We start from the raw sequence: 21,076 nt of genomic DNA, 5'->3' as shown, positions 1-21,076 counted from the left end.
TCAGGCGTACAGGCCATGATAAAGAATCGCGCACGCGCGCGATGGCGTTTTGGGGCCTTCTGGCCTAGGTTTTGCGCCAATCGGATCGCGGCAAAGGACGGATGGATGGATCAGAGCGCGGCGGCGCGACAGGCTTTGCGGCGGGGCGACTGGGCGGTGGCGCAGAGGCTGGCCGCAGGTTTGATGGCCCAAACGCCCGCCGAGGGGCAATTTGTGCTGGGCGTCGTGGCGGCCTCGACCGGGCGCGCGGTCGAGGCATTGGCGCATTTCCAGCAAGCGGTGAGGCAAAGCGCGCCCGAGGCATCACAGGGCGGCGAATATCGCGCCCAGCTCGCCCGCATGCTCAGCCTGCTGCGCCGCGACGGCGAGGCCGCGCAAGTGTTGGACGAGGCCGAGCAGAACCTGCCGCAGGACGCGCTCAGCCTTGATACGCTGGGTTGCGTTTACGCCCGATTGGGTCGGCACGAGGCCGCCTTGCCCCATTTTCTGGCCGCTGTTGCGCGTGATCCTGCCAACCGCGACTATCGCTACAATCAGGCCGTGACGCTCAATTTCCTTGGCCAGGTGGAGGAGGCCGATGCGGCATTGGAGGCTTTGCTGGCGCTGGCCCCTGACGATGCGCGCGCGCATCACCTGTTGGCCTCGTTGCGCAAGCAGAACGCGGGGAGCAACCATATCGCCCGTCTGGAAACCGCCTATGCGGCGGCGAAACCGGGGCGTGATCGGCTGCTGACCGGCTATGCTCTGGCCAAGGAACTGGAGGATGTCGGCGAGGAGGCGCGCGGGTTTGCCACGCTTTGCGCGGTCAATGCCGCGCATCGGCGCGATCTGGCCTATGACCCGGCGCAGGATGCCGCCAATTTTCAGGCGATGCAGGACGCCTGGCCGTTCATGGCCGAGCCAAGGGACGCGCCGCAGGACGCGCCCGTTTTCATCATCGGCATGCCGCGCACCGGCACAACGCTGGTTGACCGCATCCTGTCCTCGCATCCCGATCTGGAAAGCGCGGGCGAATTGCAGGCGATGCCGCTGGCGGTAAAGGCCATGGCGGGAACAGGCGGGCGCAACGTGCTGGACCCGCAAACGGCGATGGCGGCGGCGCGCGGCGATATGGCGGCGCTGGGGCGTGATTATCTGCGGCGCGCGGGGCATCATGTGGAAGGCAAAGCGCCGCGTTTCATCGATAAGTTCCCCGGCAATTTCCATTATGCCGGTTTTATCGCGCATGCCCTTCCCAACGCGCGGATCGTTTGCCTGCGCCGCCATCCGATGGACACGGTGCTGGCCAATTTCCGCAATTTATTCGCGATTTCCTCGCGTTACTATGACTACAGCTATGACCTGCTCGACATTGCCGCCTATTATGCCGGGTTTGACCGGCTGATGGCTTTCTGGCGTCAGGCGCTGCCGGGGCGGGTGCTGGAACTGGCCTATGAGGATCTGGTGAGCGATCAGGAAGGGCAGACGCGCGCGCTGCTGGCCCATTGCGGTTTGGAATGGGATGCGCGATGCCTGTCTTTTCAGGACAATGCCGCCCCCGTGGCCACCCCCAGCGCGGCGCAGGTGCGCCGCCCGATGTATCGCGATTCGGTGGCGCGCTGGCGGCGGCATGAGGAGGCACTGGCCCCGGTGCGCGCCTATTTCGAGAGCCTCGGCATTGCGGTGGACTGATCGACCTACGCCATATCGCGGATGTATGCGGCGGGGGATGAGGCGCATCTTTCCGCCATGGATTCTGCGCCCGCCCGTCTCAAACTTCGCCTTGGTGTGATGCTGCTGGCGGCTGGTTTTGGGCCGGGCGCTTTGGCCGCCCCTGTCGCCGCGACACATTTGGTCGCCTGCGGAGATCAGACATGCCTGATGGTTCGCGGCGAACGCCAGGATCGCGAGGATGTCGTCGCGATCAACGGGCATCGCGTGGCGGTGGAGGGCGGGCGAAACTGGCGCCTGCGCCTGCCGATGGCCACTTTGCGCGCATGGTCCGCGCCCTATGCCCGCAGCATCACATTGACCACCGGCGATGAGGAGCGCGAGATCAGCCTGCCTATCGGCCTGCTGGGCCATGTTGACCTTGCCGCGCTGGAGGTGCGGGTCCGCTAATCGCTTTATTGTCAAATCCTGCCGATGCGCCTATGAATTTAGGACGGCCGCCAAAAGAGCGGCTCCAAAAGATTGCGCAGGAGTGGATGATGAAAACTGTATTCGCGGTTCTGGCCGCTGTCTCGCTTGCCGCCGGGGCTTCGGCGGCGCAGGCCGGCGAAAATCCCTTGGCCAAGGACAGCGCTGTGCTGCGCCTTGATGGGCTGGACCTCGCCACGGTTGATGGACAGCAGCGTCTGGCGATCCGGTTGGATCAGGCGGTGGCGGCGGTGTGCGGCGATCGGCTTGCCGGGGTGCATCTGGCGCTGGAGGAACAGTCGCGCGCCTGTCGCGCGGCGGTTGTGGCCGATGTCCGCGCCCAGATCGAGCGCCGACAGGCCGCAGCCGCCAGCCCGGTCAAGCTGGCCTTGGCGCGATAAGCCGATGGGGTGGAGCTTAGGCTCCACCCATTTACTCGCCGATCTGGGCCGGATTGGCCCAGAAAGACAGCGTGTGCTTGTCATGCGCCGTGGTCCACACGCCCATCGGCGCGTAACGCAGGCCCCCGCTGCCCGCCAGCGGCCCGACCCGGGCGCGGATGGCCAGCGTTTTGGGATCAATCACCACAAAGGTCTGATCCTCGGTGCTGCGCAGCCAGACCTTGCCGCCGCCCGTGTCGATATCACCATATTTCAGCACCTCGCCCACTTTGACCCGCCCTGACACCTCGCCGGTGGCCGGATCGATGCGTGCCACCGTGCCGTCGCCCTGTTCCTGAACCCAGACGCCGCCTTCGCCCGCCGCGAGAAAACCGGGCTGTTTGCCCAAAGGTGTGGTCTTGGTCACACTGTTGGTCGCCGGATCAATGCGCTGGATCAGATTGCCCTTGGCGCTGACCGCCCAGAGCGCATCAAAGCCGAAGGCAAGGTAATAGGCGCCCGGCGCGGTGGGGATGGTGGCGATAACCTTGTTGGTGCGCGCATCAATCCGCTTGATTTCACCCTTGGCATCGCTGGCCACCCAGATCGAGCCGGCGCCCGCCGCAACGTTCAATTCGCCCTCCTTGCCATTGGCAAGGCCGGTGGGGATGCTCGCGATCACCTTGGCCTTGTGCAGGCTGACGCGCTTGACCACGCCCTCCTTGCAATCGGCAAACCACAGCGCGCCATGGGCGATGCTCATGCCGCCGCAGGGGCGAGGGGATGCCACTTCGGCCAGCTTCTTTTCAGCCGACCAATGTTCGACCCGGCCCCGGTTGGTGGTCCACACGGTTGCGCCATCCACCGCGATGAAATCCGCAAAACCGGGGACGGGGATGACCTTCTCCACCGGCTCGGCCAGAGCGGGCGTGGCTATCAGGGCGGCGAGCAATAGGGCTTTCATGGGCGTCTCTCCCCTCAGGCGCGCGAGGCGATATAGGCGCGCCAGCCACCCAGATCAGTGATGTCGGTGGCCCCCACAATCGCGCGCGGCTCGGCCACGAAACCCTTGACGCTGGACCCATCGGCCAGCGTCACCGTGCCGATGGCCAGCGGGGCAGGCACCTCGACCACGAAACTGCCAAACTCGGCCACGCCCAGCTCATAGACCTCGACCTTGATCGGCGCGCCATCCTCGGCATGGATCAGCGCAGGCTTGGGCGGCACGCTGTCGGCCATGGCATAGAGCCGGTAATTGGGCGCGGTTTCAAAGGCTCCGACAAAGGCGGCATCGCGGCTGGTCAATTGCCAGTGGAGCGGCATATCCTTGAGATGGGCGCCGACAACGGCCAGTTTCACGGTCTGCATTTTCGCCTCCAGATCGAGGGGTGGAATGGGGGGAAGTTCGGCGGCTTCCAAATAGGCGTCCGCCATATCCAGCAGCGCCCGATCGCAATCGGCGGGCCCGATCAGCGTGATGCCAAAGCCGGTATCATTGTGGCGCGCGCCCGCCGGAATGGCCAAGGCGGCCATATCCAGCAGGTTCACGAAATTGGTATAGGCGCCCAAATTGCTGTTGAGCGCGATGGGCGCGGCGGCCAGTTCGGCCACGCGATAGGCTGTCCCGGTGGTGGGAAAGGCGAGAATGTCGATCTCGTCCCACATCTGATCTGCATGGCGTTTCAGGGCGGCGAGGCGATAGATCCCCTGCCACAGCTCGACCGCGCCGATGTTGAGGCCCGGCTCGACCACGGCGCGCACGGTGGGGTCGATGGCATCGGGATTGTCGGCCAGCAGGCCCGCGATGGCGGCGCTGCGCTCGGCCACCCATGGACCGCCATAGAGCAATTGCGCGGCCTCCTGTAGCGGGGCCATGTCTATCTCGACGATCCGGCCCTGTGCGGAGAGTGTTTCCAACGCCCTATCATAGAGATATTCACTCTCCGCATCGCCAAAGAACAGGCGTTGATCGCGGCGGGGAACGCCGATGGTCCGCGCCGCGCGGGGGCGGTTGGCCAAGGGTTTGGAATAGGGATCGGCGGCATCGAACCCGGCCACCACGCTGTCCACCAGCCGCGCATCCGCCGTGTCATCGGTGAACACGGTGATGCAATCCAAAGTGCGGCAGGCCGGGACAAGGCCCGAAGTGCTCCACCGCCCCTTGGTGGGCTTGAAACCGATCAGATGGTTGAAGGCGGCGGGCACCCGCCCCGACCCTGCCGTATCCGTCCCCAGCGCAAAACCCACCAATCCGGCCGCCACCGCCACCGAGGAACCCGAACTCGACCCCCCGCTGACATAGGCGAGGTTATAGGCGTTGCGCGGGATGCCATACGGGCTGCGCGTGCCAACAAGACCGGTGGCGAATTGGTCGAGGTTGGTCTTGCCGATGCAGATCGCGCCCGCCGCGATCAGGCTTTCGACCACCGGGGCCGAAGCGGCGGGCCTATAGGCAAAGGCGGGGCAGGCGGCGGTGGTTTCAAACCCCGCCACGTCGATATTGTCCTTTACCGCAAAGGGCACACCGGCAAGGGGCAGATTCTCGCCCGCCGCCAGGCGTGCGTCGATGGCGGCGGCGGCGGCCAGCAACGTTTCGGGCGATGCCCGGCTGATCCAGATTTGCGGCTGGACGGCGTCGTAGGCAGCGAGGCGGGCGAGCACATCGCGGGCCACCTCCACCGCGCTGGTTTGGCCGCTGCGGACGGCGGCGGCGATCTTGGTGGCGGATTGACGGTTCATGCGTGCCTCCGCAGCGCCAGCATCGGCGCGCCCGGTTGCAGGGATTGCTTTTCGGCCATGTAGAGCGCGGCGATGGTGCCGCTGCCCGGACTTTCGATCGGGCATTCCATCTTCATGGTTTCGAGGACAGCGATGGTCTCGCCCGCGCTGACCTCATCGCCCGGTGCGACCAGCAGTTTCCACACGCTGCCGCCAAAGGGTGCTTCGATCAATTCGCTGCCTTCGGGCAGGGTGATGTCGGCGGTCTGGGGGGCGTCCTCCTCGTTGAGGCTGGAAACGCGGTCGAACTCGCCCTTGCGCTGCCAATCCTCGCGTTCCTGCGCAAAGGCGGCCTCGCGCCTTGCCTCGAATTCGGCGATCCCTTGCGCGTTCTCGGCCAAAAAGGCGCGGTAATCGGCGAGGCGGAATTGCGAGGGCTCTACGAGGATCGCGCGCCGCCCGGATGGAAAATCACGCCGCCATTCGGCCAGTTCTTCCGCGCTCACGGGATAGAAGCGGATCTGGTCGAAGAAGCGCAGCAGCCAGGGCTTGTTCTCGATGAAATCCTGCGTCTGGCGATAGGTGTTCCATACCTGAATGGTGCGGCCAAACAGTTGGTATCCGCCCGGCCCCTCCATGCCATAGATGCACATATAGGCCCCGCCGATGCCCACGACATTGGGCGGCGTCCATGTGCGCGCGGGATTGTATTTGGTGGTGACAAGGCGGTGGCGCGGATCAACCGGCGTGGCCACCGGCGCGCCAAGATAGACATCGCCAAGGCCCATCACCAGATAATTGGCCTCAAAGATCAGGTTCTCGACGGCGGCGGCATCGGGCAGGCCGTTGACGCGGCGGATGAATTCGATGTTGTCCGGGCACCATGGTGCATCGTCGCGCACCGCGCCCATATATTTCTCGATGGTCTCGATGGTCGCCGGATCGCGCCAGCTCAGCGGCAGATGGACGATGCGGCTGGGAATAGTGAAATCGGCCAGATCGCCCAGCCTCTCCTCCGCCTCGATCAGCAGAGCGAGAGCCGATTTCTGGTCGATAATCGCGCCGTCGAAATGCAGTTGCAGCGAGCGGATGCCGGGCACAATGTCGATGATGCCGGGGGCCGCGATCCGCTCCAGTTCGGTCATCAGCGCATGGACGCGGATGCGCAATTCGATGTCCAGCGTGATCGGGCCATATTCGACGAGGATGTTGCGGTCGCCCTGCTGGCGATAGGTGGTGCGGGGGCGGCCCGGCGCTTCGGGCGTCTCGGCCAGAATGGGCGAGAGGGCCTCGATGGCGCGGGCGGGGCTGGGGGCAATGGTCGTGCCGGTGGTCAGCAGCGCCTGTTGCGCGGCGTCGGCCTTGGCGGCATCCTCGATATTGACGGGCACGAAGCGCAAAGTGTCGCCTGCGGCCAATTGCCCGATCTTCCAACGATCCGCCGCGATCACCACAAAGGGGCAGACGAAGCCGCCCAGCGAAGGGCCATCCGGGCCAAGAATGATCGGCATGTCACCGGTGAAATCGACCGCGCCGATGGCATAGGGATTGTCGTGAATGTTGGACGGGTGCAGCCCCGCCTCGCCGCCATCCTTGCGCGCCCATTGCGGCTTTGGCCCGACAAGGCGCACGCCGGTGCGGTTGCTGTTGTAATGCACCTGCCATGAGGCGGCGACGATGGTGTCAATGTCGGCGGGCGTGAAGAAATCGGGCGCGCCATGGGGGCCATAGAGGACGCGGATCGCCCATTCGCCCGGCAATTCGGGCAGGGCGGCGGGGGGCAAAGGCGCGGCCACAGGTTCATCGCCAAGGTGGATCGTGTCACCCGCCATCAGACGCCGCGCGGCATGGCCGCCGAACTGGCCCAGTTCAAAAGTGCTGCGGCTGCCCAGATAGGGCGCGAGATCAAAGCCGCCCGCAAACAGGATATAGCCGCGCATGCCGCCGCCGCGTGCGCGGCCCATGGCTAGCGTTTGGCCTGCGGCGACCGCGATGGGTTGGCCGCGTTCGATGGGCGCGCCATCCAGCGTGGCGCCGAAATCCGCGCCCATCAGGCAGATTGTGGCCGCCGAGGTAAAGCTGAGCGTCGGGCCGGTGTTGGTGACTTCCAGCCCCGCCGTGCCCTCGGCATTGCCGATCAGGCGATTGCCCAGACGGAAGCTTTGGTCGTCCATCGGGCCGGAGGGGGGCACGCCCACCGCCCACAGGTTCTGCCGTCCCGGCCAGTCCTGCACGGTGGTGGCTGTGCCGCCGCTGATGACGCGGATGGCGCGGGGGCGGAACTCGACAAGATCGAGCGCGCGGGTGGACACCTCGCCGCTGGTGAAGGCGGGCAGGCGCACCACATCGCGCAGCCAGCGAAGGTTCGTCTCGATCCCATCGACGCGCGTGGAGGCCAGCGCGGTCTGCATCGCGGCCACGGCCTCCTCGCGGGTGGGCGCGTGAACGATCAGTTTCGCCAGCATCGGGTCATACCAGACGCTGACCTCGCTGCCCGCCATGACCCATGTTTCGGCGCGGATATTGGCCGGGAAGGTGACGGCGGTCAGCGTGCCGGAGGTTGGGCGATAGTCGAGACCGGGGTCTTCGGCATAGAGGCGGACCTGAATGGAATGGCCCTCTGGCGCGGGCGTGGGCGCGTTGAGGAAGCTGTAATCGCCGCCTGCGCCCCGGATCATCCATTCGACCAGATCGATGCCCATCACCTCTTCGGTGACGCCATGTTCGACCTGAAGGCGGGTGTTCATTTCGAGGAAGAAGAAGCTCTGGCGGTCGGCGTCATAGAGGAATTCGACCGTGCCCGCCGAGCGATAGTTGGCCGCCTGACCCAGTCGGATGGCCGAGGCTATGAGGTCAGCGCGGACATGGGGGGGCAGCAGGGGCGCGGGGGCTTCCTCCAGCACCTTCTGGTTGCGGCGTTGCAGCGAACAATCGCGTTCACCGAGCGCCATGATGCGCCCCTGCCCATCGCCGAAGATCTGGACCTCGATATGGCGGGCGCGGCGGATATAGCTTTCGAGGAACACCCCGGCATCGCCGAAATTGCTCATGCCAAGGCGGGCCACTGCGGCAAAGCCTTCGCGCACGTCCTCGTCATTTTCGCAGATGCGCATACCGATGCCGCCACCGCCCGCCGTGGCTTTGAGCATCACCGGGTAGCCGATGGTCTGCGCGGCCTCGAGCGCTTGGCCCTCATCGGTCAGCAGGTCCGAGCCGGGGGCCAGCGGGACATCATGCGCGGCGGCCAGCGCGCGGGCGCTGTGTTTAAGGCCAAAGCTGCGGATATTGTCAGGCGTGGGGCCGATGAAGACGATCCCTGCCGCCGCGCAGGCCTGCGCAAATTCGGTGCTTTCGGCAAGGAACCCATAGCCGGGATGGATCGCCCCCGCGCCCGATTTCTGCGCCGCCGCGATGATCGCGGGGATGTTGAGATAGCTCTCGGAGGCCCTGCCTTCACCGATGCAGATGGCTTCGTCGGCCTGCGCCACATGGAGCGAGGCTTCGTCGGCCTGCGAATAGACCGCGACCGAGCGCAGGCCCATCTTGCGCAGAGTGCGGATGATGCGGGTGGCGATCGCCCCGCGATTGGCGATCAGGACGGTGTCAAAACTCATGCTGATACAATCATCCGAACGGGAGTGGGGTTGAAGGCGTTGCAGGGATTGTTGATCTGGGGGCAGTTCGAAACGACCACGATCACATCCATCTCCGCGCGCAGATCGACCGTCAGGCCGGGCGCGGAAATGCCATCGACAATGCCCAGCGAGCCATCGGCCTCGACCGGAACGTTCATGAAGAAATTGATGTTCGAGACAATATCGCGCTTGCCGCGCCCTTGGGTCAGATTGGCCTCAAGGAAATTTTCGACGCAGGCATGTTGCGATTTGGTGTGGTGGCCATAGCGCAAAGTATTGGATTCGCACGAACAGGCCCCGCCGATCGTATCGTGATATTCGACCGAGGTGGCAGCAATCGTCATCATCGCGCGCCCTTCGTTCGAGCGCAGCACGGTGCCTTCGCGCAGGAAGAGATTGCCCTGCGCGCTGACGGTGTCCTGCATGCTGTAGCGCTCGGCATCGTCATCGGCGCTGTAGAGCAGGAAATCGACCGCCTGATTGCCTTCCAGATCGACGATGCGCAGCGTCTGGCCCGCCCGGATCGTGTGGAGCCAGGGCGCGCGGGCCGGGACGATGGCGTCATGGATGACGGTCAGGCCGGTGGTGTGGGGATCATGTGTCATGGAGCCTGCTCCTCGCTCAGCGACGGCAATAATCTTCGACATTTTCAAAGGCGCGCAGGCCTTCGGGCGTCGCATTGCGGATGGGGTCCTCGGGCGGGGTGATCGGCCCGCGCCATGCGCTGGCGCGCAGGGGCGTGACCGAATATTCCGGGCGCGGGTCGAGGACATGGGGGCAATTGGCGATGACCACGATCACCTCCATTTCCGCGCGCAGCACCACGCTGCGGCCCGGCGCAAAGGGGCCGACAAGGGGCGTGATCGTGCCGTCCTCCTCGATATGCGTGCCCTTGAACAGGTTGACACAGGGGTGGACATCGCGGCGCGACAGGCCATGCTTGGCCGCCCCCAGCAGAAAGCGGTCGCGGCCATTAGGGTGGGGGCCGCTGTTGGCGCCATGCCCGTATTTCGCCTCGTTGGTGGCCGTATTCGATGTTCCGGCAAAGCAGTCATGCGTACCGGCCTCATCACCCTCGATGCTCATCAGCACCCGGCCCATGTCGGAGAGCAGCAGCTTGCCTGCGCCAAGATAGGCGTTCCACTGGACCTTGACCGTATCGGCCACGTTCAGCCGTTCGCTGGGCATGTGCGCGTTGAAGATCATCAGGCTGGCGCAGGCATCGCCTTGCGTGTCGATCAGGCGCAGGCGGGAGCCGCGCGGCAGATGGCGCGTGGCATAGCCACCGGGCGCGATGGTTTCCTCCCACAGATGATCGTCCGCCGCGACGCCGGGGGGCAGATCATCGGCATGGGGGGGCAGGATCGGCATGGATTCAACCACGGTGCCCGCCATGGCGCGGGCATGGTCGCGGGCGGCCAGAGGATTTGCGAGTGTATTTGTCATGCTGCCGCTCCCTTGCGTTGGGTGTCGTCGGATGCTGCGCCATCGGCATGAAGCGGGGGCAGCAGGGCGGTGGTGGTGACCAGTTCGAGCTGATGCACGCCGCGCACCCGGCGCAGCGCATCACACAATTCCTTGAGGCGCACGGCGGGGCCCTGCACCAGCAGGACTTCAAGCGACTGGTCCTGTTCGAGAAAGACGTGTTGCGAGGAGATGACCTCGGTCAGGTAATCGGCCTGGGTCTGGGCCAACTGATGGCGTACCCGGCCCCGATCGCCGCGATAGACCAGCGTGATGGTACCGGCCAGCATCTCGTCGGGCCGGGTCAGACTCTCATGCTTGGCCAGCGCATGGCGGATCAGTTCGGCGATAAGCTGCGAGCGTGAGGGCAATTCGCGTTCCTCGACCATCATGTCGAGCTTGCGCGAGAGTTCGGCGGGCAGGCTCATGCTGAGCCGGGCCAAAGTGGAGGGAGGGTTCATGCTGCCGTCTCCTCGCGGGGGTTTGCTTCTTCCTCGCGGGGGCGAAGGGGCAGGTCATAGACCGCCGTGGCGCCAAAGCGGTGGGGGGCGTGGGGATCGTGGCGGCGCTTATCCAGCGCCAGAACGCGGGTGCCGAGCGAGAAGGCCTCGCGGATGTCATGCGTAACCATGATGATGGTCAGGCCAAATTCGCGCCACAATTGCGTGATGAGGCCATGCATATCGGCCCGAATGCCGGGATCGAGCGCGCCAAAGGGTTCGTCCAGCAACAGGATGCGCGGGCGTTTGATCAGCGCCTGCGCAATGGCCAGACGCTGCTGCATCCCACCCGACATTTGCGCAGGGTAGATATGCAGATTGTCGCCAAGGCCCACGGCCTCCAGCATCGCGGTGGCCTCTGCGCGGGCCTTGGCGCGGGCCGCGCCGAACAGGCGGGCGAGCAGCGGCGAGCCTGCGCATTCCAGCCCGAACATCGTGTTTTGCAGGACCGTGAGATGCGGAAAGACCGAATAGCGCTGAAACACCACGCCGCGATCCGGTCCGCATTCGGGCGTCAGAGGGGTGCCGTCCAGCAGAATTGTGCCCCGCGTCGGGCTTTCCTGTCCCAGGATCACGCGCAGCAGGCTGCTCTTGCCCGCGCCCGAGGGGCCGATGATCGAGACGAAGGAGCCTTCGGCAATGTCCAGATCGACCTTTTCCAGAACGATCTTGTCGCCATATTCGACCCACAGGTCGCGCAAGGAGAGGAGCGTGCTCAATGGTTGGCTCCTTGTGCCCAAGGGAAGCAGCGGCGCGAGCCCCACGTCAGCGCGACATCCATCGCAATGGCCAGCAGCGCGATCCACGCCACATAGGGGATGATCACATCCATCGAGAGATAGCGCCGCACGAGGAAGATGCGGTAGCCAAGGCCGACATCCGAAGCGATGGCTTCCGAAGAGATCAGGAACACCCATGCCGGACCCAGTGCCAGACGCACCGCCTGAAACAGGCGCGGCAGGGCCTGGGGCAGGGCGACGCGGATCAGGATCTGCCAGCTTCCCGCGCCCAAGGTCTGCGCCTTGATGATCTGTTCGCGGGGCAGGGCGGCAACGTGTCCGGCAATATCGCGCAGCATGACCGGCGCAATGCCGATGGCAATCAGCGCCACCTTGGCCGTTTCGCCAAGGCCCAGCGCGATGAACAGGATCGGCAGCAGCGCAATCGGCGGGATCACCGCAATCGCCGTGACCAAAGGCCCCAGCACCGCGCGCACCGGCGGCAAAGCCCCCAGCAGCAGCCCCAGCACCAGCGCCACCAGCGTGGCAATGCCCAGCCCGAGGCCCAGCCGTTGCAGGCTGGCCAGCGTATCGGCCCAGAACAGATACTGGCCCGACAGCATATCCGGTTCAAAGATCAGCACCGACATCGCCTGCGCCATGCCGGAGGGCAGCGGCAGGATCTTGTCCGAGGGGTTGATCGCATGGCGCCCGGCGGCGACGAAAATATAGAGCAGCATCAGCAGCAGGATGGGAGCCGCGCCCCATAACAGCCTGTCGCTGCGCGAAATCTGGCGGTTTACCCAGCGCATCGGCTTAAAGCTTGCCGTCGGCGGCCATCGCCATATAGGTCGGGTCAAAGCGCAGCGTGACATGGGCCGGATCGCCCAGCACCTTGCCGCCGGGGAAGGACATGCCCACCGCATCGGCGCTGGCCGCACCCTTGAACAGGCCCTTTGAGAAGCTGAAATCACGCACGCGGGTCATGGTGGTGACCAGCGCGGGGTCGGTCGTGGCCGCCACCGCCGCCTTGGGCTGGTCATAGAGATAGGTGGTGGTGAGCTGGTTATCGAAGACTTCGGGCGTCGATCCGGCCAGCTTGGCCATGGCCGCGCGCGCCGCTTTACCTTGCGCATCCTGACGCTTCATCAGACCGACCGTCTCATACCAGATCCCGGTCAGCGCCTTGCCCAGATTGGGGTTGGCTTTGAGCGTGGCCGTGTCCACCACCAGCAGGTCAAGGATCTCGCCCGGAATATCGGCCGAGGTGAAGACCGCCTTGACGCCGGGCTGGGCCTTCATCACCGCCAATTGCGGGTTCCATGTGACGGCGGCATTGGCCTGCGGGCTGCCAAAAGTGGCCACAATGTCGGCGTCGGATGTGTTGATGGTTTTGACATCGCTCATCGCCATGCCATGTTCGCCCAGCGCGCGCGCCAGCAGGTAATGCGAGACGGACAGTTCGACCAGATAGACCGAGCGACCCTTGATGGCGGCAATATTGTCCGCGCCTTTCAAAAGAACGCCGTCATTGCCGTTCGAATAATCGCCGACAATGATCGCGCTGGTATCCTTGCCGCCTGCGGCCGGAATGGTCAGCGCGTCCATGTTGGCGACAGTCACGCCGTCGAATTTGCCCGCCGTGTACTGATTGACCGATTCGACATAGTCATTGACCTGGGTGATGTTGATCTTGATGCCGTATTTGTCGGCCCATTTCTTCACGATCCCGGCCTGCTGGGCATAGGGCCATGGCATCCATCCGGCATAGATCGACCAGCCGATGTTGAATTCATGGCGCGCCTCGGGCGCCTTGGCCGCCGGTGAGCAGGAGGAGAGCAGCATCGTGCCCGCAAGCAGGGCGCCTGCCATAACGGCGGCTTTTGCGGTCTTCCTGAACATGGCTTGCTTCCCCTTTGCGTTGCAGCAATTTCGCAGTCGGGATGGAGGCTATCGCATTATTACCAAATTCCATGTTCGTAATAATGCGCAGAGGGCCAAGGCGAAAATGGGATTAAACCCTGCGGGTCCAAAGGCGGCGCGGATGGGGCCAAATCAGGCGGAATTGCTGGATTTGGCGCGATTCGCACTGGCCCGGGAAGAGATAACAGGTGTTGCGATTCGGCCATAGTGGCGCGGCGCGACGCCGGGATAAAGCCAAGCGGCGCCGGGGTGCAAAAAGCGGCGGCAGCATGAAAAAATCGCGGAATTCCGCAGTGCGGCAAGAAGCGGTTTCATACTGAAAGGCCGCAGAAATATTACGCTTGACGGTTTATGTAATATCCATAGCGTTATGAGAATACCGGCCATGATGTTGCAATGCGGAAAAAGCGCATCATCGGCAGGCCAAATTGCATCGAATACTTGAGGGCAGGCCACAAGGGGGTCGCGTTGTCGTCGCCTTGTCTGGTGGCGAGGGAGAAATGCGTCCGATTGATGGGCATTTGACACAACAGGAGGCAAAGTGACCAGGAAATCGACCCGCAAGACATTGCTCTGCGCCACCATTTTGATGAGCGCCGGGATTCCGGCTCTTGCCGCAGCGGCTGATGCCGATACGCCGGGCAACAGCGGCGATATCGTGGTCACCGCCACGCGCCGCCAGACCACCTTGCAGGACGCGCCGATCAACATCAGCGCGCTGGGCTCGGACCAATTGGCCAAGGCGCGGATCGACGATGTGAAGGCGCTGGCCGCGTTCACGCCGGGCATCACCGTCAATGACACCGGCCCCAAATCGACCGGCAACATTGTGATGCGCGGCATTTCCTCCTCCGATTCCAGCGCGACAGGATCGAATTACGAAACGGCGGTGGGCGTCTATCTGGGCGAGGTACCGCTCTATCTCGATTTCAAGCTGATCGACATTTCCCGCGTCGAAGTGTTGCAAGGGCCGCAGGGCACGCTCTACGGCCTTGGCACGTTGGCGGGCGCGGTGCGCTATATGCCCAACCGGCCCACCACGGACAAATTCACCCTCGATCTCCATGCGCGCGGCTTTGCCCAGGCGCACAGTTCCGATTTCGGCGCCAATGTCGATGCCACGGTCAATATCCCCATTCTGGCCGACCACATCGCGCTGCGCTCGACGGTGGGCTATTATGACAATCCCGGCTTCATCAACTACAATCACCTGTTGAAGAACCCCGGCGTTTCCGATCCCCAGCCGGTGCGCGGGGCCACGGCCGCGCAGGGCGGCTTTGGCAACACCACCGATTACGTGAACAATTTCACGTTCCGCAAAGGGGTGAACTATGAGCGCACCTTCACCACCCGCAACCAGTTGCTGCTGGAGGCCAGCCCGGCTGCCAAGCTCTATCTGACCTATGCCCATCAGATCACCAAGACGCTGGGCCGTCAGGCGACCGGCGCAGGAGTTCTGGGCACAGACAAGTATGAAGGCCCGTGGCGCTATCTGGAGCCGACCACGCGCAAGGCGGATCTGTTTGCGGCTGAATTCAATCTCAACCTCGGCTTTGCGCAGGTGGTGGCGACGGGGGCCTATACCAATCAGAACCTGAAAACCCATGCCGACAACACCGACCTGCTGCTCGACCTGAATTACGGCTATGAGGCTTTCCCCTCCTTCTCCTCCTATAATGACACGAACGAGAATTATCGTCAGTTCAACGGTGAATTGCGGCTGGTTTCATCGCATGGCGGCCCGATCAGCTGGGTGATCGGCGGGTTTTACAACAACCTGCGCAACTATCGCGATTATCAGGAGCATACGCCCGGCTTTGCCAATTTCGCAGGGGTCTATCGCCCGGACGATCTGGAATATATCTCCTTCGTCAATACGCGGACCAAGGAAAAGGCGGTTTACGGCGAGGCCACCGCGCATATTACCGATGCATGGCAGGTGACGGGCGGCCTGCGCTATTTCAAATATGACGCCTTTGCCACCGGCGGCACCGATACGCCGTTGTTCGGCGGAGGCCTGATCCGCACGCCCTATCCGCTGATCCAGTTCGACCCCAGCCGCATCCGTTCTGGCAACACCAGCGCCGACGGCGTGGTGTGGAAGGCCAACACATCCTATAAGTTCAGCAAGGACCTGCTGGTCTATGCCACCTACAGCACCGGCTATCGCACAGGCAATGTGAACCGCGTGGCGCCCTGCACTTTCTCGCCGGGCAATGTGCCGCCGGGCCAGAACGTTTGCGCCTATCCCAATGAATTGCTGTATAAGCCCGACAAGACCAACAATGCCGAAATCGGCATCCGTGCCTCGATGCTGGATCGGCGGCTGCAGTTCACGCTCTCGGCCTATCATATCGACTGGAAGAATATTCAGGTCGATACACAGACCGTCAATGGCGCGGTGGGTGTGACGGTCAATGCCAAGGATGCGGTTTCGCAGGGCTTTGACCTTTCGGGCCAATTCCGCATCACCCCGCGTCTGGTGTTCAACGGCACCTATTCCTATACCGACGCCCATCTGACGCAGGATGCCGACAATGTGGTGGTCAGCCAGGGCGTGGCCTATCCGGTCTTTGCGGGCGACCGCCTGCCCGGATCGACCAAACATTCGGGCAGCGCGCAGCTTACCTATACCTATCCGCTGGGCGAGGGGCGCAGCATCGAGGCCAATTGGGCCGCCGTGTTCAAGGGCAATGTCTATTCGCGCATCGGCCTGCGCGGCAATGGCGAGGTGATCCCCAGCTATGTCACCCATCGCGCGGCCGTCACCTATCATGCGCCTGCCTTTGATGTAGCGCTGTTTGCCGATAATATCTTCGACAAATATGCGATCACCTCGATCAGCAATGATATCAGCTCGTACAACCAGACCCGCACCGGGGTTGTCGAGCGCTATTATGCGCAAGGCATTCTGACCCCGCGCAAGGTGGGTGTGGACCTGCGTTTCCATTACTGAATGTGCCCTGCCGGGTCATTGTCTTGGCCCGGCATCTCTGGACCATTGGATCAGGGTTTGCCTGTCATGAAACAGCATCTCGTCAATCTTCTGCCGCCCGCCACACTGGTTGCCATTGTCTGCTTCTGGATGTTTGGCCCGGCCGCGTGGCTGGCCAATGAATATACGCTGGTCTGGGTGACTTCGATCACCACCGCTTTCGTGCTGGGGCTGGAATTCCTGTTCGAGCGGCATCCGGGCTGGCGGATGAACTGGCGCGAATTTGTCACCGATCTGTTTTATGTGATTCTTGGCGCAACGGTCATCACATGGGTGACCAATGTGGCGGCCGAAGAACCGTTGATGGCGGCCAAGAAGGCGCTGGGCATCGCCACGCCTTGGGCCGGGCGCCTGCCCTTTCTGGTGCAAGTGGTGATGGTCATGGCGATCATCGAGTTCGGCCAGTACTGGATGCACCGGCTGATGCACAATTCGACGCCCTTCTGGCTGACGCATGCGCCGCATCACCACATTACGCAATTGAATGCGATGAAGGGCTCGGTCGGCAACCCTATCGAACTGTTCCTCATCAGCCTGAGCGTGCTGGCCTTTTTCGACTTCTCGCTTCCGGCCAAATTCTGCGCGATTTCGGTCAATGCGGCGATTGCCATCTATGCCCATGCCAATGTGGCCGCCAATCCGCCCTTCTTCTATTCCTTCTTCTTCACCACGATCCGCAACCACAGTCTGCACCATTCGGTGCCCTATGAGGATACGCGGTGCAATTACGGCAATTCGCTGATCATCTGGGACCGCGTGTTCGGCACGTTCCGCGATGGCGAGGCCAGCGTGGTCGGACAGGATGAGCGCAAGCGCCTCTCGATCTGGGAGCAGACGGTGTTTCCTTTTGTCCCGCTGGTCGAGGCCTATAAGGCGCGCAAGGGGCAGGCATCTTGAGGCCGCTGGGCTGGGCGCTGGCGCTCGCCGGGCTGATCGCGACGCAGGCCATGGCCGCCCCGCCCCTGTTCAAAGAGCGCTGGATCGACGGCACGCAGGATGTTGAACCGGTGGCGCAGGTGCAGGCGCTGGACGGTGACACCTATGTCATCCGGCAATCGGTCAAAACCAATTTCGAGGCACCCTTTCTCTATCTGATTTTTGGCCATGATCGCGCCCTGCTGGTCGATACCGGCGCGCAGGGGGGCGTGATCCGCCCGGTGGTGGACCGTGTGATCCAGGGCTGGCTGGCCGCGCATCACCGCCGGGCGATTCCTCTGGTGGTGGCGCACAGCCACAGCCACGGCGACCATATCGCGGGTGACGCCGCCTTTCGCGAGCGGCCCGATACGGAGGTGGTGGGCACGGCGCCTGCCGATGTTGCCGCCTTTTTCGGGATTGCTCATTGGCCCGATAGCATAGGCCGGATTGATCTGGGCGGGCGGGTGATCAGTGTTATCCCCACGCCGGGCCATCAAAAGGCGGCGGCCATGTATTATGATCCGCGCCTTGCCATCCTGCTCTCGGGGGATTCGCTCTATCCGGGGCGGCTCTATGTGCCCGTCAATTTCATGGGCGAGGCGCGGGCCAGCGTGGACCGCGTGGTGAAATTTGCCGCCACGCATCGGGTGCGCGCCTTGCTGGGCGCGCATATCGAAATGACCCGGACGCCGGGCCGCGATTATGGCCACGAGGCCCCGACTCACCCCGACGAGCATGTGCTCGAAATGCCGGTGTCGCAATTGCGTGAGCTTAAGGCGGGTTTCCGTGCGCCGCTGGATGTGCCGGACACGCGCGCGGTGCATGATCATTTCATCATCGTGCCGGTTCCATCAAGAGATCAATGATTCCCGCAATAATCCATCGCTTTTGCGCCTGAAATAGCAATCGCAAACAACCGGATCGGTGATATTCTCCGCGTAAAGATATAAACGCAGGAGAGGCCCGTGATGGCCGATTTCGATTTCGCACTGGGCGAGAATGCCCAGATGATCCGCGACGCCACAGCGCGTTTTGCCGCCGCCCGGATTGCGCCTCTGGCGGTTCGGATTGATGCCGATGACTGGTTCCCGCGCGAGGAGTTGTGGCCCGCCATGGGCGAACTGGGCCTGCACGGCATCACGGTGGCGCCGGAATGGGGCGGGCTGGGGCTGGGCTATCTCGAACATGTGCTGGCCTGTGAAGAGGTCAGCCGCGCTTCGGCCTCGGTTGGCCTCAGCTATGGCGCGCATTCGAACCTGTGCGTCAACCAGATCGCGCGCTGGGGCAATGAGGAGCAGAAGGCGCGCTATCTGCCCCGCCTGATCTCGGGCGAACATGTCGGCTCTCTGGCCATGTCGGAGGTCGGCGCGGGGTCGGATGTGGTTTCGATGAAGCTGCGCGCGCGCGAAACGGATCGCGGCTTTGTGCTCGACGGCACGAAATTCTGGATCACCAATGCCGCCTGTGCCGATACGCTGGTGGTCTATGCCAAGACCGGGGAGGCGATCACCGCTTTCCTGATCGAAAAGACCATGCCGGGTTTTTCCATCGGGCAAAAGATCGACAAGATGGGCATGCGCGGTTCGCCCACCGCCGAACTGGTGTTCGATAGCTGCGAGGTGCCGCGCGAAAATGTGCTGGGGCCGCTGCATGGCGGGGTCAAGGTGCTGATGAGCGGGCTGGATTATGAGCGTGCGGTGCTGGCGGGGATACAGCTTGGCATCATGGAGGCCTGCCTCGATGTGGTCCTGCCCTATGTGCGGACGCGACAGCAATTCGGCCAGCCCATCGGCGCGTTTCAACTGATGCAGGCCAAGGTGGCGGACATGTATGTCGCGCTGAATTCCGCGCGGGCCTATGTCTATGCCGTGGCGCGGGCGTGTGATGCGGGGCGCACCACGCGCCATGACGCGGCGGGCGCGATCCTGCTGGCCAGCGAGAATGCGGTGCGCGTGGCCTTGGATGCGGTCCAGGCGCTGGGCGGGGCGGGCTATACCAAAGACTGGCCGGTCGAGCGGTTTCTGCGCGATGCCAAATTGCTGGATATTGGCGCGGGGACGAACGAGATCCGGCGGATGCTGATCGGGCGCGAACTTATCGGAGGCGCAAGATGATCCTCGAAACCGGCATCGCCGCCGACAGTGACACCTTTCGCGCCAACGCCGCACATAACCGCGCTTTGGCCGAAAAATTGCGGGCCGATGTGGCGGCGGCTGCCCTGGGCGGGGGAGAGGCGGCGCGGCAACGCCATGTCGGGCGCGGCAAATTGCTGGCGCGGGATCGCATCGACCGCCTGCTCGATCCGGGCAGCCCGTTTCTGGAAATCGGGCAACTGGCCGCCCATGGCCTGTATGGCGGCGAAGTGGCAGGCGCCGGGATTGTCGCCGGGATCGGGCGCGTGGCGGGTCGACAGGTGATGATCGCGGCCAATGATGCCACGGTCAAGGGTGGCACCTATTTTCCGATGACGGTCAAAAAACACCTGCGAGCGCAGGAGATTGCGGCGGAAAACAATCTGCCCTGCATCTATCTGGTCGACAGCGGCGGGGCCAATCTGCCGCATCAGGCCGAGGTCTTTCCCGACCGCGATCACTTTGGCCGCATTTTCTTCAACCAGGCGCAAATGTCGGCGCGCGGCATCCCCCAGATCGCCTGCGTCATGGGCAGTTGCACGGCGGGCGGGGCCTATGTTCCGGCCATGTCGGATGAAAGCGTGATCGTGCGCGGGCAGGGGACGATCTTCCTGGCCGGGCCGCCGCTGGTGCAGGCGGCCACGGGCGAGATCATCAGCGCCGAGGAACTGGGCGGGGGCGATCTGCATGGGCGCAAGTCGGGCGTGGTCGATCATGTGGCCGACAATGACGATCATGCGATCACCATTCTGCGCGATATTGTCGGCACACTGGCCCCGCAAAGCCCTGCATCGGTCAACCGCCAGCCTCCGCTGCCGCCGCGCTACGATCCGGCAGACCTTTATGGCATCATCCCGCAGGATGTCCGCGCGCCCTATGATGTGCGCGAGGTGATTGCCCGCATCGTCGATGACAGCGCGCTGCACGAATTCAAAGCGCTTTACGGTACAACGCTGGTCTGCGGTTTTGCCCATATTCATGGCATGCCGGTGGCGATTCTGGCCAACAATGGCGTCTTGTTCAGCGAGAGCGCGGTCAAGGGCGCGCATTTCATCGAACTGGCGTGCCAGAGGCGCATCCCCCTGCTGTTTCTGCAAAACATCAGCGGCTTTATGGTCGGCGGCAAATATGAGGCCGAGGGCATCGCCCGCCACGGCGCCAAACTCGTCACTGCCGTCGCCACGGCCAGCGTGCCCAAGATCACCGTGCTGATCGGTGGCAGTTTCGGGGCGGGCAATTACGGCATGTGCGGACGCGCCTATGGCCCGCGTTTCCTGTTCACATGGCCCAATGCGCGCATTTCGGTGATGGGCGGCGAACAGGCCGCCAGCGTGCTGGCCACGGTCCATCGCGATGCGGGGCAATGGAGCGCGCAGGAGGCCGAAGCCTTCAAAGCCCCGATCCGCGCCAAATATGAGGAGGAGGGCAGCCCATGGTATGCCACCGCGCGATTGTGGGACGATGGCATCATCGACCCGGCCCAAACCCGCGATGTGCTGGGCCTTGCTCTGGCCGCCGCGCTGAATGCGCCGATCCCGGATCGCGCGCAATTCGGCCTGTTTCGGATGTGATGG

17 protein-coding genes are annotated in these 21,076 nt (G+C 63.6%); 8 read left to right on the top strand and 9 right to left on the bottom strand.

All coding sequences use genetic code 11. The features are described 5' to 3' along the window. Positions 1 to 105: 105 nt before the first annotated feature. The 3 genes from PQ467_RS22025 (at position 106) to PQ467_RS22015 (ending at position 2,519) form a co-directional block, all read left to right on the top strand. The gene (locus PQ467_RS22025) at positions 106 to 1,671 is read left to right on the top strand and encodes a tetratricopeptide repeat-containing sulfotransferase family protein (protein WP_274176614.1); all 1,566 of its coding nucleotides are present in this window, start codon (positions 106 to 108) and stop codon (positions 1,669 to 1,671) included. 57 nt (positions 1,672 to 1,728) lie between these two features. Beyond that, positions 1,729 to 2,100, top strand: coding sequence for a hypothetical protein (locus PQ467_RS22020; protein ID WP_274176613.1), 372 nt, complete (start codon positions 1,729 to 1,731; stop codon positions 2,098 to 2,100). Between the two features lie 89 nt (positions 2,101 to 2,189). After that, entirely contained in the window at positions 2,190 to 2,519 is a 330-nt protein-coding gene (locus PQ467_RS22015; RefSeq protein WP_274176612.1) for a UrcA family protein, read from the top strand. A gap of 31 nt (positions 2,520 to 2,550) precedes the next feature. Here PQ467_RS22015 and PQ467_RS22010 read toward each other — a convergent pair whose 3' ends face one another. The 9 genes from PQ467_RS22010 to PQ467_RS21970 are packed head-to-tail and all read right to left on the bottom strand — an operon-like array spanning position 2,551 to position 13,436. Continuing rightward, positions 2,551 to 3,462, bottom strand: coding sequence for a Vgb family protein (locus tag PQ467_RS22010; protein WP_274176611.1), 912 nt, complete (start codon positions 3,460 to 3,462; stop codon positions 2,551 to 2,553). Between the two features lie 14 nt (positions 3,463 to 3,476). Beyond that, positions 3,477 to 5,237 (bottom strand): allophanate hydrolase, encoded by a 1,761-nt coding sequence (gene atzF / locus PQ467_RS22005; protein ID WP_274176610.1) that lies wholly within the window; start codon positions 5,235 to 5,237, stop codon positions 3,477 to 3,479. Next, positions 5,234 to 8,830: an urea carboxylase gene (uca, locus tag PQ467_RS22000; RefSeq protein WP_274176609.1), complete on the bottom strand. Its 3,597-nt coding sequence runs from the start codon at positions 8,828 to 8,830 to the stop codon at positions 5,234 to 5,236. The genes atzF and uca overlap by 4 nt, the downstream gene beginning before the upstream one ends. Continuing rightward, positions 8,827 to 9,456, bottom strand: a complete 630-nt coding sequence (locus tag PQ467_RS21995; protein ID WP_274176608.1) for an urea amidolyase associated protein UAAP2 — start codon at positions 9,454 to 9,456, stop codon at positions 8,827 to 8,829. The genes uca and PQ467_RS21995 overlap by 4 nt, the downstream gene beginning before the upstream one ends. 16 nt (positions 9,457 to 9,472) lie before the next feature. Further along, entirely contained in the window at positions 9,473 to 10,297 is an 825-nt protein-coding gene (locus tag PQ467_RS21990) for an urea amidolyase associated protein UAAP1 (protein ID WP_274176607.1), read from the bottom strand. Then, on the bottom strand, positions 10,294 to 10,776 hold the full coding sequence (locus PQ467_RS21985) for a CopG family ribbon-helix-helix protein (RefSeq protein WP_274176606.1): 483 nt from the start codon (positions 10,774 to 10,776) through the stop codon (positions 10,294 to 10,296). Before PQ467_RS21985 ends, PQ467_RS21990 begins: the two co-directional genes overlap by 4 nt. Next, on the bottom strand, positions 10,773 to 11,534 hold the full coding sequence (locus PQ467_RS21980; RefSeq protein ID WP_274176605.1) for an ABC transporter ATP-binding protein: 762 nt from the start codon (positions 11,532 to 11,534) through the stop codon (positions 10,773 to 10,775). The genes PQ467_RS21985 and PQ467_RS21980 overlap by 4 nt, the downstream gene beginning before the upstream one ends. Continuing rightward, positions 11,531 to 12,346, bottom strand: coding sequence for an ABC transporter permease (locus tag PQ467_RS21975; RefSeq protein WP_274176604.1), 816 nt, complete (start codon positions 12,344 to 12,346; stop codon positions 11,531 to 11,533). The genes PQ467_RS21980 and PQ467_RS21975 overlap by 4 nt, the downstream gene beginning before the upstream one ends. Positions 12,347 to 12,350: 4 nt before the next feature. Then, positions 12,351 to 13,436: a putative urea ABC transporter substrate-binding protein gene (locus tag PQ467_RS21970; RefSeq protein WP_274176603.1), complete on the bottom strand. Its 1,086-nt coding sequence runs from the start codon at positions 13,434 to 13,436 to the stop codon at positions 12,351 to 12,353. Between the two features lie 562 nt (positions 13,437 to 13,998). On the opposite strand from PQ467_RS21970, the gene PQ467_RS21965 reads away from it, so the two are divergent. From PQ467_RS21965 to PQ467_RS21945, 5 genes are all read left to right on the top strand, one after another. After that, positions 13,999 to 16,413: a TonB-dependent receptor gene (locus PQ467_RS21965; RefSeq protein ID WP_274176602.1), complete on the top strand. Its 2,415-nt coding sequence runs from the start codon at positions 13,999 to 14,001 to the stop codon at positions 16,411 to 16,413. A 66-nt stretch (positions 16,414 to 16,479) separates the two neighbouring features. Then, positions 16,480 to 17,349 carry a sterol desaturase family protein gene (locus PQ467_RS21960; RefSeq protein WP_274176601.1) on the top strand — a complete coding sequence of 290 codons (870 nt, stop codon included), beginning with the start codon at positions 16,480 to 16,482 and terminating at the stop codon, positions 17,347 to 17,349. Next, on the top strand, positions 17,346 to 18,236 hold the full coding sequence (locus PQ467_RS21955; protein WP_443193026.1) for an MBL fold metallo-hydrolase: 891 nt from the start codon (positions 17,346 to 17,348) through the stop codon (positions 18,234 to 18,236). Before PQ467_RS21960 ends, PQ467_RS21955 begins: the two co-directional genes overlap by 4 nt. A 102-nt stretch (positions 18,237 to 18,338) precedes the next feature. After that, the gene (locus PQ467_RS21950) at positions 18,339 to 19,484 is read left to right on the top strand and encodes an acyl-CoA dehydrogenase family protein (protein WP_274176600.1); all 1,146 of its coding nucleotides are present in this window, start codon (positions 18,339 to 18,341) and stop codon (positions 19,482 to 19,484) included. Then, the gene (locus tag PQ467_RS21945; RefSeq protein ID WP_274176599.1) at positions 19,481 to 21,073 is read left to right on the top strand and encodes a carboxyl transferase domain-containing protein; all 1,593 of its coding nucleotides are present in this window, start codon (positions 19,481 to 19,483) and stop codon (positions 21,071 to 21,073) included. Before PQ467_RS21950 ends, PQ467_RS21945 begins: the two co-directional genes overlap by 4 nt. Positions 21,074 to 21,076 lie beyond the last annotated feature (3 nt).

The sequence above is a fragment of the Novosphingobium sp. KACC 22771 genome, assembly GCF_028736195.1.
Lineage (GTDB): Bacteria > Pseudomonadota > Alphaproteobacteria > Sphingomonadales > Sphingomonadaceae > Novosphingobium.
This window is presented reverse-complemented; position numbering and strand designations above follow the sequence as displayed.